A 15,090-nucleotide genomic window follows, 5' to 3' on the forward strand; every position below is an offset into this window, starting at 1 on the left:
GTGTTAAATTTTATTTTTGATAGTTCTATTTTAAGAATAAAGATGTTCTAAAAGTATTTTAAGTCCAATACAAATCAATACAACACCTCCTAGTTTTTCAGCCTTGTCTTCCAAAAAGCTTCCACCTTTTGAACCAATAAGTACACCAATAAAACTAAATACAAATGTAACAAGCCCAATAATAAGCATAGAGATATAAGGGTTAATATCTAGCAAGTTTAAAGTAAATCCAGCAGCCATAGCATCAATACTTGTAGCAATAGCTAAGATAAATAAGACTTTATTTGAGATAATACTTATCTCATCTTCAGTATTTTCACCAAAACTTTCATAAAGCATTTTTCCACCAATCAAACTTAAAAGTAAAAATGCAACCCAATGATCAATAGACTCTATTAAAGTACCTACTCCTAAACTAGCCAAATGACCAAATAAAGGCATCAAAGCTTGAAAAAATCCAAAAAATAATGCAGCTTTAAAAGCTAAGATTTTATCAAACTCTTTTTTCTTTACTCCAAGCCCTATAGAAACAGCAAATGCATCCATAGCCAGTGCAAATGCTAAAAGTAAAATTTCAAATATAATCTATCCTTTTTGTATCTCTTTTGTATTTATTTTACTTTGCAAGAAATCACTTATTTGCATCAAACAAAAAGTAACAATAAATATCATCAAACCAGGGAAAAAACTTACCCACCAAGCAATATCAAGCACAGCTTTTCCATCACTTAACAAACTTCCCCAAGACATTTCAGGAGAATTAACCCCAAGTCCTAAAAAAGACAATCCAGACTCAGCCAAAATAGCCCCACCTACTCCAAAAGTAAATGAGATAAGAAAAATAGGAGCTAAAAGTGGTGTAAAATATTTGAATACGATTTTAAGACTACTTACATTTGCAAGATTTAAAACCTTTATATAAGGTTTTGTACCAATAGAAAAGCTTTCACTTCTTATCATTCTTGCCATTCCCATCCAACCAGTTATTGAAATCACTATTATCAAGATGATTGATGAAGCTTGGATATAAGATACTAAAGCAAGTAATAAGAAAAATGTAGGAAAAGTCAAAAATAAATCAATAATTATGGTAATAGTTTTATCAACCTTACCCTTTAAATATCCAGCATTTATACCAATAAAAAGACCAAATATAGAAGATATGGCAGCGCTTAAAAACCCGATAATCAAAGAAGTTTGACCACCATTTAAGATTCTTGCAAATATATCTCTTCCTAATCTATCTGTTCCCATTATATGGGATAAACTAGGAGCTTGTAATATTTTACTTGGATTTAATTCATAAGCAGATACAGTATAAAAAAGTGGCATAAAAAAAATAATAGCTACAAAAAAAGCTAAAATATAAAATGCCACTTTATTCATACTAAGCTAGCCTAAAGTATGTAAGTGTAGTTTTACCAAACTTTTTAGACTTGCATTTTTCAAATTTACCTAATACATCTGGAACTTCTACAGTTGAAACATGTTCAAAACATATCATTAGAATATTGTCATTTTCAATCTCTTTTACTAAGTCAAATGATTTTTCATAAATATCTTCCATACCATCCCTATAATCAAAAGGAGGATCAATATAAACAATCAACTCATCACTAGAGTTTTTTAATGAATTTAAGATAGCTGGTAACTGTACAAAAGTATCACCCATCATTGTTTGACATTTATTTATATCTATAGATTTACAATTGTTTACTAAGATATTATATGAACTTTTATTTAATTCTATAAAATAAGACTTTTTTACATCTCTTGAAACAGCTTCTAAGCCGATACTTCCGCTACCTGCAAAAGCTTCTATGAATACTTTATCAATAATATCAAATTGAAGAACATTAAAAAATGATTCTTTAACTCTTGCTTTTGAACTTCTTGTTACATCTAAAGATGGAAGCTCTATCTTTTTGCCTTTGTATTTTCCGGCGATAATTTGTGTTGTTAATATATTTTTTTTCATTACTCTTCTACTAATTTTTTGTAATTATAGTTAAATATTGTTGAGGGTTTGATTTGGATAGAGATTATTTTATTAAATAATATATATAATTATTTTCAATGCTTTAAATTAGTTTAAATTATATGAATTTAACTATTTTATTATTCTATTGATATATTTAAATTTCTTTTTGTGATGTAAAATATATGTATACATTTGTAAAGGATTGATTATGTTTATTTATACAAGAGACACTGAAAGTAATTTAGTTGCACAAAACTCGGTAGATACTTATTCTCAAGATAAAAGTAAATACAAAAATGAAAAACAAGACACAAGTGATTTTCAAACTACTTTAGACAAAGAACAAAACAAAGCAGATAAGGCTAACACGCGAACAGATGAAGAAATATTAGCAAATATGAAAAAACTTGTTGAAGATATTAAATCAGTTATGCAAACTGGTATGACTAAAGATGAAATAAAGATGTTAGAAGAGATGGTTCAAGATATTAAAAAGAAAATGAAAGAAAGAAGTCTTACTAAAGAAGAATTAAATGATATGATGGATGAGATAGAGAGAAGAATTAGAGAATTTAAATTAAAACTTACAGGACAATCTATCACAAAAGCAGAAGATGTAAAAGAGATGAATGAGAAACCATCAAGTGATGATATTAGTTCTAGAATTGAAAAAGCAGAAAAAGATATAAAAGGATTTAGTACACATTTAGAAAAAAAAGATAGTGAAAAAATTATTGAAGAAATAAAATCAATACTAAGAACAGGTATATCACCTGAAGAAGTAAAAGCATTTGAAACATTGCTTGAGAGAATTAAAGATAAGTTAAAAGATAAAAATTATGATAAAAATGAACTAACAAAAATGATAGAAGAACTTCAAGAAAAAGTATCAAATTTCAAAAATCACATGGCAGGAGAGGCTGTATTTAAAGCAGAAGATGCCCTAAAAGAAGCAAAATCAAATCTCAGTATAGAAGAAGTAGAAACTGCTCATAATATTGTTGCTACCAATCAATCACATAATCAATTGGAGTTTTTACAAAGAATTAAAAAGTCTCAATAAAAATAATTCCTGTAAAATATATTTTTGTTATAATAAATCAAAAATATTGGATTTATCATGAATATACCAAAACTTATATATGGAACTGCCTGGAAAAAAGATGAAACAGCAAGATTAGTTGAACTTGCTGTAAAAAGTGGATTTAGAGCTATAGATACAGCTTGCCAACCAAGACACTATAATGAAAAAGGTATTGGTGATGCTTTGCAAAACCTTTATAAAGAAGGTTTTAAAAGAGAAGAGATATTTTTAGAAACAAAATTCACCCCAAAAGATGGACAAGATTTAAATAATATTCCTTATAATCCAGAAGATCCTTTAGAAAAACAAATTTTAGACTCATTTGAAGTAAGCCTTAAAAATCTTCAAACAACATATCTTGACTCTTATATTCTGCACTCGCCTATTTTCCCTTTTATTCATTTGATGAAAGTTTGGAAAATTTTTGAAAGATTTTATGAACAAGGAAAAACTAAAAATATCGGTATAAGCAATTGTTACGATATAAGAGTATTAAAAGCTTTATATAAAGAAGCAAAGATAAAGCCAACAATACTTCAAAATAGATTTTATAAAGATAGTGATTATGACAAAGATATAAGAGAGTTTTGCAAAGAAAACAATATAACTTATCTTGGGTTTTGGACACTTAGTGCAAATCCCCATATTTTAGGTTCAGAAGAAGTTATAAATTTAGCAAAAAAATACAAAAAAACTCAAGCACAGATTTTTTATAGATTTTTAACACAAATTGGGGTTACCCCACTAAATGGAACAACATCACAAGAACATATGATAGAAGATTTGGATATTTTTTCTTTTGAGTTGGAAGAAAGTGATATAAAAATAATATCAACTTTTATAAACTAATAAATGAAGTTAACTTCATTTATTATCTTGCGTAAGATTCTGCTCTTAACTCTCTAATTACATTTACTTTTATCTCACCTGGATATTGAACTTTTTGTTCAATCTCTTCGGCGATTTCACTTGCTAGCAATATAGCTTCATCATCATTTACAAGTTCAGCTTTTACTATTACTCTCACTTCTCTTCCTGCATTAATTGCAAAGGCATTTATAACGCCTTTTTTAGATGTTGAGATATTTTCTACTTCTTCTACTCTTTTTAGGAAGCTTTCAAGTACTTCTCTTCTAGCTCCTGGTCTTGCTGCACTTAGTGCATCTGCAGCACAAACAGCGGCACTTTCTACATTTATAGGTTCTTCATGTCCATGGTGAGCATAAATAGAATTGATTACTGTTGCTGGTTCATCATATCTTCTACACATCTCTGCACCTAAATCCACATGAGATCCAGGTAAGTCATGAGTCAATGCTTTACCAATATCGTGTAAAAGCCCTGCTCTTCTAGCTAAAATAGCATCTCCACCCATTTGAGAAGCTAATAGTCCTGCAAGATGTGCAACTTCTAGGGTATGTTTAAGTGCATTTTGTCCATATGAAGCTCTATATCTCAATCTTCCTACTAAAATAGTAAGTTCAGGGTGCATAGATTTGATTCCTAATTCCATTACAACATCTTCACCCTCTTTTAACATATTTTTGTCAAATTCAGTTTTTACTTTGTTGTAAATCTCTTCTATTCTTGCTGGTTGGATTCTTCCATCTTCCAACAACTCTTCAATAGTTTTTGTGGCAATTGCCCGTCTGTAAAGATTAAAAGAAGAGATAGTAATAGTGTTTGGAGTATCATCAATAATAATATCAACACCTAAAAGCATCTCTAGTGCTTTTATATTTCTTCCTTCTTTACCAATAATTTTACCTTTTGTTTCTTCATCATTTATTGGAATATTGTTTATAAGTCTTTCAGCTGCAAATTCCCCTGCATATCTGGTTACTGCATGAGAAAGCATATTATTTATCTCTTTTTTAGCGTTATCTTCTGCTATTTTATATTTTTTTCTAAACAGTGAAGCGATTTTTGCCCTAGAATCTTCTTCTACTTTTTCAAGCATCAATTCTCTTGCTTCTTCAACAGTTAATCCAGATGCATTTTCTAAAATCTTTAAAGTTTTTAAAATATTTTCTTCATAAGTTTTACTTTGTTTTTGTAGTCCTTCTTTTAATGAAGCAATTTTTTTATTGTTTTCAACTATTTCTTCTTTTTCTTTTTTGATAGCTTGAAGTTCTGATTCTAAATGATGATTTAACTCTTTTTCTTTTCTTTCGATTTTACAGAACATCTCATCATATTCTCTTTTGGCACTTTTAAATTCCCTTTCGTAATCTCGCTTTGCCTTTAATTGTGCATCTTTTAAGATAACTTCAGCCTCATGTTCTATAACATTGGCTTTAGCTTTTGCTTGCTCAATATAAATATCAATTTTTGCTTTATTTATCTTTTTAATCACGAAAAATGTAATTGCTGAAGCAAGAATAGCAACTACAAATCCTTCTATAAGTAACATATCCATATTATGACCTTTTATCTTTTACTAGAAATTATTATATCAGCTTGAATATCGTAGTTATTACTTAAAATTTTTGCAGTCTTACAAAGTTTTCTTTGAGTAAAAAGAATTGTTGGCTTGTAGTTTAGTTTATAAAAAAACCTATCATACATGCCTTTTCCGAAACCAATTCTTTTATTTAGTCCATCAATCCCCACAACAGGAACTATTGCTAAATCTATTTTAACATTAGCAAAAGAATTATTAGGCTCTTTTATACCAAATTTTTTAGTTTTTAAAGGCAGTCTGTATTTGACTACTTTAAAACTAAGCCCTTCCATATATGGTACAAAAACTTGAACTTTTTTTTCTCTTCTTAATCTTTTTATCAAAGGATATATATCCACTTCTAAGTCAAGGGGAATATATAATAAAACATTCTTTTTTTTTAATTCACAAATAGTTTTATATATCTCATCTACTATTTTTTTATCTTTATAACACTTTGTAAATCTACTAACAAATTTTAATTTTTTAATACACGATTTTCTAAAATCACTCTTGTGATTTTCTAACATATTTAAGCCTTAGTTAGCTAAAATTCTTAGCTTCAAATATTTTACCAAAAGGAATTAAAATGCAGTTTAAAAAAATAGCATTTTTAACATTTTTTATAACAATATTTTTTGCAGCGTGTGGCTCAGATAATTCAAAAAATGATAAAAAAGCAGAAAATGTAGAAGTAAAAGATTTCAGACTTACTACTACAGATGCTCAAACACTCAATATAAAAAAGCTAAATGATGGCTTTGCTTTCCAAGAATACAATGGAAAAGCCGTACTTGTGAACTTTTTTGCAACTTGGTGTATGCCTTGTAAAGCTGAAATTCCAAATTTGATTCATCTAAAAGATAAATACAAAAATGACTTAGAAATAGTTTCTGTTTTATTAGAAGATAATAAACCAAATAATGAAGTAAAAGATTTCGTAAATGAGTACAATATTAATTATGTTGTAACAAATTCAAAACAAAATGCGACATTTGCAGATGCAGTTGGTGGAGTTAAAGCAATTCCAACTATGTTTTTATATGACAAAAAAGGAAAGCTTGTTCAAACTTATGTAGGAATAGTTCCAGAAGAGATGATAGATGTTGATATCCAAAAGGCAATAAAATAGATGTTTAGTTTTTTTAAAAAAGATAAAAAAGAGGAAACAATTGAAGAGAAAGAAGAGAATAAAAGTTTCCTTTCTTCTGCCTTATCAAAAACATTTGAAAATATAAAATCAGTAGTTCCTCAAAAAAAAGAGAAAATCTCTTTTGAAGATATAGAAGAGTTGCTTATTGAAGCTGATATGGATTATTCTATTATCGAAAAAGCTATGGATGGACTTCCTGAGATGATAAATAGAAAGCAACTAAGACATAGACTTGTTATGCTTTTCGAACATGCGCCTGATGTTAATATGGAAAATCTACCCTCACCTTTTGTTCAACTTATCATTGGAGTTAATGGAGCAGGTAAAACGACAACCATTGCAAAACTTGCAAATTTATACAAAAAAGACAATAAGTCAGTTATTTTAGGAGCTGGAGATACTTTTAGAGCAGCTGCTATTGAGCAACTATCTATTTGGGCTGATAAATTAGAAGTTCCTATTATAAAAACAAAACAAGGACATGATCCAAGTGCAGTTGCATATGATACTATCTCTTCTGCCGTTGCTAAAAATATTGATAATGTTATAATTGATACAGCAGGAAGATTACAAACTCAAACAAACCTATCAAATGAGTTAAAAAAGATAGTAAAAGTTTGTAACAAAGCAAAAGAAGGAGCTCCGCACCAAAAGCTTATGATTCTTGATGGAACACAAGGTAATACTGCAATTGAGCAAGCAAAAGCTTTCAATGAAATGGTTGGAGTTGATGGTATTATTGTAACAAAACTTGATGGAACAGCAAAAGGTGGAGCACTATTTTCTATCTCAAATAGATTAGAACTTCCAATTTTTTATATTGGTGTTGGTGAAACAATGAATGATTTAGTTGAGTTCTCTCCTGATAATTTTGTAGATTCATTATTGGATGAAATATATATTTCAGAATAAATCATAATAAAAAGGAAATACCTTGGATATATTAAAATCAAAGTCAAACAAGTATTTTCTTTTTATATCCTTGCTTGCTTTAGTTTTAGTATCTTTTATCTTTTATATCTTGCTAAATATCAATAATCAAAAAAAACTAATATCAAATCTTGAAAATTCTTTAGCAATAACTAAAAATTTATTAGAAGAGGAAAAAAGATATGCCCTTTCTTTATCAATTTTAATTTCACAAGATGAAGAGCTTATAAATGCCTATGAAATCAATAACCGAAAAAAAGCCTTTGATATAGTAAATAAAAAAATAAATGGACTTAAAAAACTTCAAAATAGTCTTTTTGAAGTACAAATTCATACAAAAGAGTTAAATACCTATCTTAGAAGTTGGGATTTTTCAAAAAAAGATATTCCATTATCATCTTTTAGAGAAGGTTTAGTCAAAGTAAAAAAAGAAAATAAACCTTTAGTCTCTATTGAATTAGGTAAAAGATTAAATATTAAAGCTATTTCTCCTATACTAAGAGATGGCAAATTTATAGGTTCTATTGAAGTAATTATTGGTTTTGATTATTTAGAAAAAGAGTTAAAAGACAAAGGCTATAGCCTAGATATTTTACTAAATAATAAATATCTAAATATCGCAACAACACTAAAAAATAATCCAAAAATTGGTGAATTTACTTTAGTAAATAAAAAAACACTTAATACAAATTTTAATACAAATACACTAGAAGATTATGGATATTTTACAGATGATGATAATGCTTTTAGCTATTTTACCTATTATTCACTCAATAGAGAAAAGCTTGGATATTTTATTATTTCATTAAAAAATAGTTCAAAGCTTCAATTAAATAATAATTATGAAAACAGATATATTAATACAAATAGTAAGGTAATAATTCAATGAATATACTTTTATTAGAAGATGATTTTGATTATAAAATAAGTATCAAAGAGTATTTAGAATCACTTGATTATAAAGTAGATGATTTTGAAAATGGAGAAGAAGCACTAAATGCAATTTATGAAAAAAATTATCATCTTTTGATTTTAGATATAAAAGTTCCAAATTTAAGTGGCTATGATTTGGTTAGAACTTTAAAAAAAGATGAAAAAAATATTCCAGTGATTTTCATCACTTCATTAACTGATATAAATAATCTAAGTATGGGTTATGAACTAGGATGCAATGATTATATAAAAAAACCTTTTTCATTAAAAGAGTTAAAATATAGAGTTGAGCAAGTAGTAAAATCAGTCTATTTTAATGCCAATGAAAATATTCTCAAACTTACTGAAGAGTTTTATTACAATACTAATAAAATGGAACTTCTAAGAAAAACAGAAGTCATAAACTTAACAAAAAAAGAGCATGAAGTGATTTTTTCTCTTTTAACTCATAAAAGCCAATTTGTAACCTTTGACACCCTAAGAGAAGAGGTTTGGGATAATAAATATATAAATGAATCTGATATTCGAGTATGCATAAAAAATATACGAGCAAAAACCTCTAAAACATTTATTTTAAATCAAAGAGGACTAGGATATAAGATTGTTAGAGATTAATACAAAAAATTATATTTTAAAACTAGCCCTTGGTTACTCTTTTTTGATTATTATTCTTATTTGTATACCTGCATATTTTTATACACAAAGTGAACTTCAAACTTATAAATATAACCAAGATAAACTCTTAGATATACACACTTCAAATATCCAAAGAAGTATAAGTGACTTCTCTGATTCTAAAAGCGATATTTTTAACTTTCCAAAATCTTTTAGTTTTGATAGCTTTTTATTTAATAAAAATAACCAATTAATCTACTCTACAACAAATAAAGCCCTTGATATAAATAAACCACATCAACTTATAAAAAAAGTATCACTGAGCCCAAATAGGCTAAATGCAGACTATCTTATTGTCACAAAAGTGTTTACTTATGAAGAAATTTATATAAAAATGTCTCTTTTAACTCTTATACTTGGCATATTTATTTTTATATCTTTGTTTTTAATTTTAAAACAAAGCATTACTCCATACAAAAAAGCAAATGACTATCTTGATGCTTTTTTTAATGATGCAATGCATGAACTAAAAACACCCCTTGGAGTAATACAATTAAATCTTGAAATGCTTCAAGAAAAACAAAAAGACTCAAAGGAGATATCGCGCTGTTTAAATGGGCTAAAAAACCTTCTTTTTGTATATGAAGATATAGAATATCTAATAAAAAATAAAAGAATAACTTTTACAAAAGAAGAGTTAGATTTATCTTTGTTTTTAAAACAAAGAGTTGAATTATTTGAAAGTTTAGCAAAATCAAAAAATATCACTTTTGATTTAGATATAGAAGATAATTTATTTATCTTTATAAATCGTGCTCAAATACAAAGAATAATAGACAACACCCTTTCAAATGCAATTAAATACTCTAAAGAAAACAAAAGAATAATTATAAAACTAAAAAAAGAAGCTCAAATCATACTTTGTATTCAAGACTTTGGAAAAGGGATAATTGATACTTCTACAATATTCAATAGATACTATAGGGAAGACACTATAAAAGGTGGCTTTGGTATTGGATTAAATATTGTAAAAAACATTTGTGAAGAAAATGATATAAAAATAGAAGTAATATCAAAACTAGAAGAAGGTAGTACTTTTACATATTTCTTTAAATATTAACCTTTCCTTAATATATATATTTAAAAACAAACTTTATACTTACATTCAATTGTTATAATATCTCTAAAGAATAAGGAGACAATATGAAAAAATTACTTTTATTAATTGCTTTTAGCTTAATCGCTTTTGCACAAACACCAGAGGTACCTAAAAATTACCCAAATGGAGAATTGGGAAGAATGGTAAAATTAGGTGAAGCTATTATGAACGAAACTAATACTCACCCTCTAACAAAAGACTTAGTAGGAAATAATCTACAATGTAAAAGTTGTCACTTAATAGGTAATGACGGAAAACCTGGGACTATGACTACTATTGGAACATTTAGAGGAACAGCTGCATCTTTCCCTGCATTTTCAAAAAGAGAAAAAACTGTACAAACTTTACAAGACAGAATCAATAACTGTTATATGAGAAGTATGGATGGTAAAAGACCAATTATTGATACAGAAGCATCTGTTGCTATGGCTGCTTATATTACATGGCTTTCTACTGGTTTTGAAATCAATATGGATGAAAATAGACCATGTAGTGTACTTACAAGTAAAAGATGGGCAACTGAACAAAAAAAATTCGCAGCTATTCAAAAAAAAGCTACTCATGAAAACTACTTAGCTGGTAAAAAAATATTTGAAAACAAATGTGCATCATGTCATGGTATGAATGGCGAAGGGGTTGCAGTGTTTCCTCCATTATGGGGACAAGATAAAAATGGTAAATGGCTATCTTATAATACAGGTGCTGGTATGAGTAAACTTAACAAAGCTCCAGCTTGGATTAAAGAAAATATGCCATTAGGTCAAGGTGGAACATTAAGCGATCAAGAAGCTGCTGATGTAGCACTTTTTGTTGATGCACAACCAAGAGCTAGTTTTAATTTAAAAGACCATTTATTACCAAAAGAAGAAATGGGACATTATAATTCAAAAGTACATGAAGAAAAACACTCAGTTGAATCAAACTTCAAAGCATTTGGACTTGATTTACAAAAAATAAAAACAGGTAAATAATACTTTTAAATTAGGTGCTAAAAGATTTCTTAGCACCTATTTTATTTATTGGCATCAAAAAGAAGTTTAAATCCTACCAATGAAAAAGTAACTCCTACAAAACTATCAATATACTTTTTAAAATCAAAATACTTATTAACTACTCTTTGGTTAGAAAACATAAAAGCGTAAGCTATAAATATCACTATTCCAAAAGGTAAACAAAGTATTACAGGGAAATATATTGACATACTATTTTGTTCATTTGGCAAGGCTATTGCAATAATTGCAATCCATACTGCAATCGCTTTTGGATTTAGCAAATGCATCATTATGCCTGAGAAAAAATATTTTTTATAAGAATTTTTAGACTCTTTTATTTCAACTTTTTTATACTCTTTTTTTGTAAGCATTTTAAAAGAGTTATATGCCAAATAAAGAAAATATAAGCCACCCAAAATCTTCAAAATATACAAAACATCAGAATACTTATTAAGAAGTGGTTGTAAACCAGAAGCTGCACAAATTCCCCAGAAAAAAGAACCAAGAGTTACTCCAAGAGCGAAATAAACTCCTGCTTTTCTTCCTGCATATATTGAAGTTTGAGCAATAGCAAGATTACTAGGTCCAGGACTTGCGATACCTAAAATATAAATAAACAGTGCGATTATAACATTAGAAAAAAATTCCATATGAACACCTTTTTTTTAAATAGTTTTATTTTGTTAAAAACTCTCTCAAAGCTTTTCTTGAAGCCTTATCCACTAAATTAAAAAGTCTATCAATATCATCTTTTTGATTTGAACTTTTATGACCTTTTACTTTTACAAATTTACAATGCGTTTTATCACATATTTCAAAAAAAGCTTTATAGAGTTCTTTATTTTTTATCTCTTTTCCAGTACTACTTTTATAAAAGTTTTCTTCTAGCTTTTCTCTTCTATTTTCTAGTCCTAAAATATTTTGGCAATCTGTATAAATAATTATATCATTACTTATGATTTTTTCATCAGCTAAAGCCCAAAGTAAAACTTCCAATTCTAACTTTGTAGAAGAGGTATTTTCAAACTTTTTTAGTTTGATATTTTGAATAGTTAAAGTTTCATCATAGATAAAATAAGCCCCAAAGCCTATTTTACTTTGGGGATTTACACTTCCATCACAAAATAGTTTTAAAAAACTCATCTAAAGAAAAGAGTTATTTTTCTAAAATATCTTTCAACCTCATCAAAACTATGACTACCACCTTGCTCTATTATAAGCTCTGATTTTGGTAATTTTTCAACTGCATCATTGAAATCTAAAACCTCATCATCTTCTTGAAGTAATACCATAAAATTTGATTGCTCATTTATTTCAGCTACTTCTATTGATTTTAGATATGTCAAATGCTCTTTTATAACTTCAAAACTTGAATAGTCATAATAATTTGTAGCTGTTCCAATTTTATCTAAAGTCTCATATGCATGAACGGCAGGATTAATTAAAACTGCTTTTAAATTATATTTATTAGCTAAATAAATAGCATAATATCCACCTAAAGAAGAACCTACTAAATAAACCTCTTGTTCTAAAGCTAGATAAGATTCAATAAGTTGTTCAAGTGTATTAATAGCAAGTGAAGGAACATATGAAAGTGATGGAGAGATTAACTCTTCATCAAAATATTCTTTAAAAAGTGCTGCCTTGTCACCAAGTCCAGATGAGGCAAAACCGTGTATATATATAATCATTTTTACTCTTTTTTAATTGTTTTTGGAGCGTATTTTATATGATTTGTACTTAAGTTCTATTTGAAGTTGATAATAAATTATTTTTGTTAGATAAATAGTATGACTAAAAAGTCATACTATTAGAATTTAGATTTTTGTACTTCTTCTACAACTTTATCAGCCATACTGTGTACACTTTTTACTACTTCATTGATTTCAGAAGCAATTGCAGCATTTTCTTGTGTTGTTTTATCTAATTGTCCCACTGCTGAGTTTATTTGTTCAACTCCTATCATCTGTTCTTTTGCATTTGTTGTAACAGTATCAACAATAGATGTGGTATTTATTATATTGTCATTTAGTTTTTCATAACCCTCATACATAATATTTACTATATCTTTACCTTCATTAGAACTTTTTGTCGCACTTTCAACTAAAGCTTTTATCTCTTTTGCTGCTTCTGCACTTCTTGTTGCCAGGTTTCGCACTTCTCCTGCAACTACTGCAAATCCTTTTCCTGCTTCTCCAGCGGTTGCAGCTTCAACTGCTGCATTAAGTGATAAAATATTTGTTTGGAATGCTATTTGATCTATTATTGCAATAGATTCAGTTATGGCATTTACATTATCATTTATTTGTTCCATTGAGTTACTTGTTTTTTTAGATAACTCTTTACCTTTGTTTACTTCATCTCTTAGTGATATAGAGTTAGAAGATAGTTCATTTATATTATTTGAGTTTGCTCTCATAGTCTCTGTTATTTCTTCTAAGGCTGCCGCTGTCTCTTCTAAACTTGCAGCTTGCTCATTTGCACTAACAGTTAGTCTATTCATATTAGATGTAAGATTATTTGCATTTTCATCCAGTACTTCTGAATTTTCAAGATTTGTTTTTAGCATCATAGATATTTCTTGTCCTAGTTTATTAACTCCACTTGTTAATGAACAAAGCTCCCCTTTACAAGAAATAGTTGTTTGTTTTGTAAAGTCTCTACTCTCATATGACTTTAAAACATCAATTGTATGATTAATAGTATTATAAAGACTTCCAATCATAATATTTAAATCTTCTGTTAATTCATTTATTATTGCATTTGAAGTTTTTGCTTCTACTTTTTTAGTCAATATTCCAGAACTAACATCATTAACTACTCTTGTAACATCTTCAATAACTTTTTCATCTTGTTCTATTGTTTGTTTTACTTTTACTATATTTTCATTGATTCTTTTAGTCATAAGACCTATTTCATCTTTAGTTGTAAGTTCTATCAAACTAACATCTTTTTTCTCTTTGTTTAAAAATGATAGAAATGATAATAATCCCTTTTCAAATATATTCAATGGAGTTATTAAGGTTACTTTAGAAATATAAGAAACAACAAATACAATAACAATCAATAATATAGTAATAATAGATATCAAGGTATAAATTAAAGAATTTACACCATTATCAATTCTTTTTCTCTCTTTTGCAATATTCTTTTCAATATCATCTACATATATTCCTGTTACAATAGTCCAATTTAACTCTTTTACATATTTAGAAAAAGAGAGTTTTTTTACAACTTCACCACTGTTTGGTTTTTTATAAAAATATTCTACAAATTTATTATCATCATTTGCAGTATCTATTAACTCTTTTCTAAATTGGAATCCTTTTATATCCGGCTTAGTAATATCGGTAATAGTGCCATTTAGTTTTGAATTAGTTCCATGAAATGCAAAAAGATAATCACTTCCTTTTTTCTCATATGCAAAGAAATAACCACTTCCTTTTAAATATCTTGATTGAGATATAACACTTATAACTTTTCTTTTTGCTTCATCAATACTTTTTGAATTTCCAATTATTGCTTCAATAATTGTATATACAGTTAAAACTTCATTTTTTAAAAGTTCTTTCTTTTCATTGAGTATACTTTTTTCAAATTGCTCTATTGTTTTTTCACTATTATTATAAGTTAAATTTATACTTACAACGGTTACAATAATTACTATCAGTAATACTGGTAAAATAACTAACGCTAATAATTTTCCTCTTATACTTCTAAACACCTAAAAACTCCTATTTTTAATATTATTCTTTCCTTAAATAATAATTATAATATTATTATTAATATTAAGATAAGAT

Annotated in this window: 17 protein-coding genes; 8 read left to right on the forward strand and 9 right to left on the reverse strand. The window is 27.6% G+C overall.

Annotated elements, in window-relative coordinates; all coding sequences use genetic code 11:
• Positions 1 to 30 precede the first annotated feature (30 nt).
• The 3 genes from LXN10_RS01130 to rsmD are packed head-to-tail and all read right to left on the reverse strand — an operon-like array spanning position 31 to position 1,978.
• The gene (locus LXN10_RS01130; protein ID WP_375725312.1) at positions 31 to 582 is read right to left on the reverse strand and encodes a manganese efflux pump MntP; all 552 of its coding nucleotides are present in this window, start codon (positions 580 to 582) and stop codon (positions 31 to 33) included.
• Between the two features lie 3 nt (positions 583 to 585).
• A complete protein-coding gene (locus tag LXN10_RS01135) occupies positions 586 to 1,386 on the reverse strand; it encodes an ABC transporter permease (RefSeq protein ID WP_375724131.1) in 801 nt (266 codons plus the stop codon).
• A gap of 1 nt (position 1,387) precedes the next feature.
• On the reverse strand, positions 1,388 to 1,978 hold the full coding sequence (rsmD, locus tag LXN10_RS01140) for a 16S rRNA (guanine(966)-N(2))-methyltransferase RsmD (protein ID WP_375724132.1): 591 nt from the start codon (positions 1,976 to 1,978) through the stop codon (positions 1,388 to 1,390).
• A 211-nt stretch (positions 1,979 to 2,189) separates the two neighbouring features.
• On the opposite strand from rsmD, the gene LXN10_RS01145 reads away from it, so the two are divergent.
• Positions 2,190 to 3,044 (forward strand): hypothetical protein, encoded by an 855-nt coding sequence (locus LXN10_RS01145; protein ID WP_375724133.1) that lies wholly within the window; start codon positions 2,190 to 2,192, stop codon positions 3,042 to 3,044.
• Positions 3,045 to 3,101: 57 nt separating this feature from the next.
• Entirely contained in the window at positions 3,102 to 3,914 is an 813-nt protein-coding gene (locus LXN10_RS01150; RefSeq protein ID WP_375724134.1) for an aldo/keto reductase family protein, read from the forward strand.
• Positions 3,915 to 3,936: 22 nt separating this feature from the next.
• On the opposite strand, the gene rny is transcribed toward LXN10_RS01150, so the two are convergent.
• Together rny and LXN10_RS01160 are read right to left on the reverse strand one after the other, a co-directional pair.
• Entirely contained in the window at positions 3,937 to 5,478 is a 1,542-nt protein-coding gene (gene rny, locus LXN10_RS01155) for a ribonuclease Y (protein ID WP_375725313.1), read from the reverse strand.
• A gap of 17 nt (positions 5,479 to 5,495) precedes the next feature.
• A complete protein-coding gene (locus LXN10_RS01160; protein WP_375724135.1) occupies positions 5,496 to 6,038 on the reverse strand; it encodes a 5-formyltetrahydrofolate cyclo-ligase in 543 nt (180 codons plus the stop codon).
• Between the two features lie 59 nt (positions 6,039 to 6,097).
• Between LXN10_RS01160 and LXN10_RS01165 the strand changes: the two genes are divergently transcribed.
• The 6 genes from LXN10_RS01165 to LXN10_RS01190 all read left to right on the forward strand — a co-directional run bounded on the left by LXN10_RS01165 (position 6,098) and on the right by LXN10_RS01190 (position 11,269).
• The gene (locus LXN10_RS01165; protein WP_375724136.1) at positions 6,098 to 6,640 is read left to right on the forward strand and encodes a TlpA family protein disulfide reductase; all 543 of its coding nucleotides are present in this window, start codon (positions 6,098 to 6,100) and stop codon (positions 6,638 to 6,640) included.
• The gene (gene ftsY / locus LXN10_RS01170; RefSeq protein ID WP_375724137.1) at positions 6,641 to 7,573 is read left to right on the forward strand and encodes a signal recognition particle-docking protein FtsY; all 933 of its coding nucleotides are present in this window, start codon (positions 6,641 to 6,643) and stop codon (positions 7,571 to 7,573) included.
• A gap of 22 nt (positions 7,574 to 7,595) precedes the next feature.
• Positions 7,596 to 8,480, forward strand: coding sequence for a cache domain-containing protein (locus tag LXN10_RS01175; RefSeq protein ID WP_375724138.1), 885 nt, complete (start codon positions 7,596 to 7,598; stop codon positions 8,478 to 8,480).
• Positions 8,477 to 9,139 (forward strand): response regulator transcription factor, encoded by a 663-nt coding sequence (locus tag LXN10_RS01180; RefSeq protein WP_375724139.1) that lies wholly within the window; start codon positions 8,477 to 8,479, stop codon positions 9,137 to 9,139. The genes LXN10_RS01175 and LXN10_RS01180 overlap by 4 nt, the downstream gene beginning before the upstream one ends.
• A complete protein-coding gene (locus LXN10_RS01185; RefSeq protein WP_375724140.1) occupies positions 9,126 to 10,259 on the forward strand; it encodes a sensor histidine kinase in 1,134 nt (377 codons plus the stop codon). The genes LXN10_RS01180 and LXN10_RS01185 overlap by 14 nt, the downstream gene beginning before the upstream one ends.
• An 83-nt stretch (positions 10,260 to 10,342) precedes the next feature.
• Positions 10,343 to 11,269: a c-type cytochrome gene (locus LXN10_RS01190; RefSeq protein WP_375724141.1), complete on the forward strand. Its 927-nt coding sequence runs from the start codon at positions 10,343 to 10,345 to the stop codon at positions 11,267 to 11,269.
• Positions 11,270 to 11,310: 41 nt separating this feature from the next.
• Here the strand turns inward: LXN10_RS01190 and LXN10_RS01195 are convergent, their stop codons facing one another.
• The 4 genes from LXN10_RS01195 to LXN10_RS01210 all read right to left on the reverse strand — a co-directional run bounded on the left by LXN10_RS01195 (position 11,311) and on the right by LXN10_RS01210 (position 15,014).
• A complete protein-coding gene (locus LXN10_RS01195; RefSeq protein ID WP_375724142.1) occupies positions 11,311 to 11,940 on the reverse strand; it encodes a LysE family translocator in 630 nt (209 codons plus the stop codon).
• A gap of 25 nt (positions 11,941 to 11,965) precedes the next feature.
• Positions 11,966 to 12,433, reverse strand: a complete 468-nt coding sequence (locus LXN10_RS01200; RefSeq protein WP_375724143.1) for a ribonuclease HI — start codon at positions 12,431 to 12,433, stop codon at positions 11,966 to 11,968.
• Positions 12,430 to 12,981, reverse strand: a complete 552-nt coding sequence (locus LXN10_RS01205; RefSeq protein WP_375724144.1) for a YqiA/YcfP family alpha/beta fold hydrolase — start codon at positions 12,979 to 12,981, stop codon at positions 12,430 to 12,432. Before LXN10_RS01205 ends, LXN10_RS01200 begins: the two co-directional genes overlap by 4 nt.
• Before the next feature lie 119 nt (positions 12,982 to 13,100).
• Positions 13,101 to 15,014, reverse strand: coding sequence for a methyl-accepting chemotaxis protein (locus LXN10_RS01210; protein ID WP_434056569.1), 1,914 nt, complete (start codon positions 15,012 to 15,014; stop codon positions 13,101 to 13,103).
• Positions 15,015 to 15,090: the final 76 nt, after the last annotated feature.

It is taken from the genome of Arcobacter iocasae (assembly GCF_042214795.1).
GTDB lineage: Bacteria > Campylobacterota > Campylobacteria > Campylobacterales > Arcobacteraceae > Arcobacter > Arcobacter iocasae.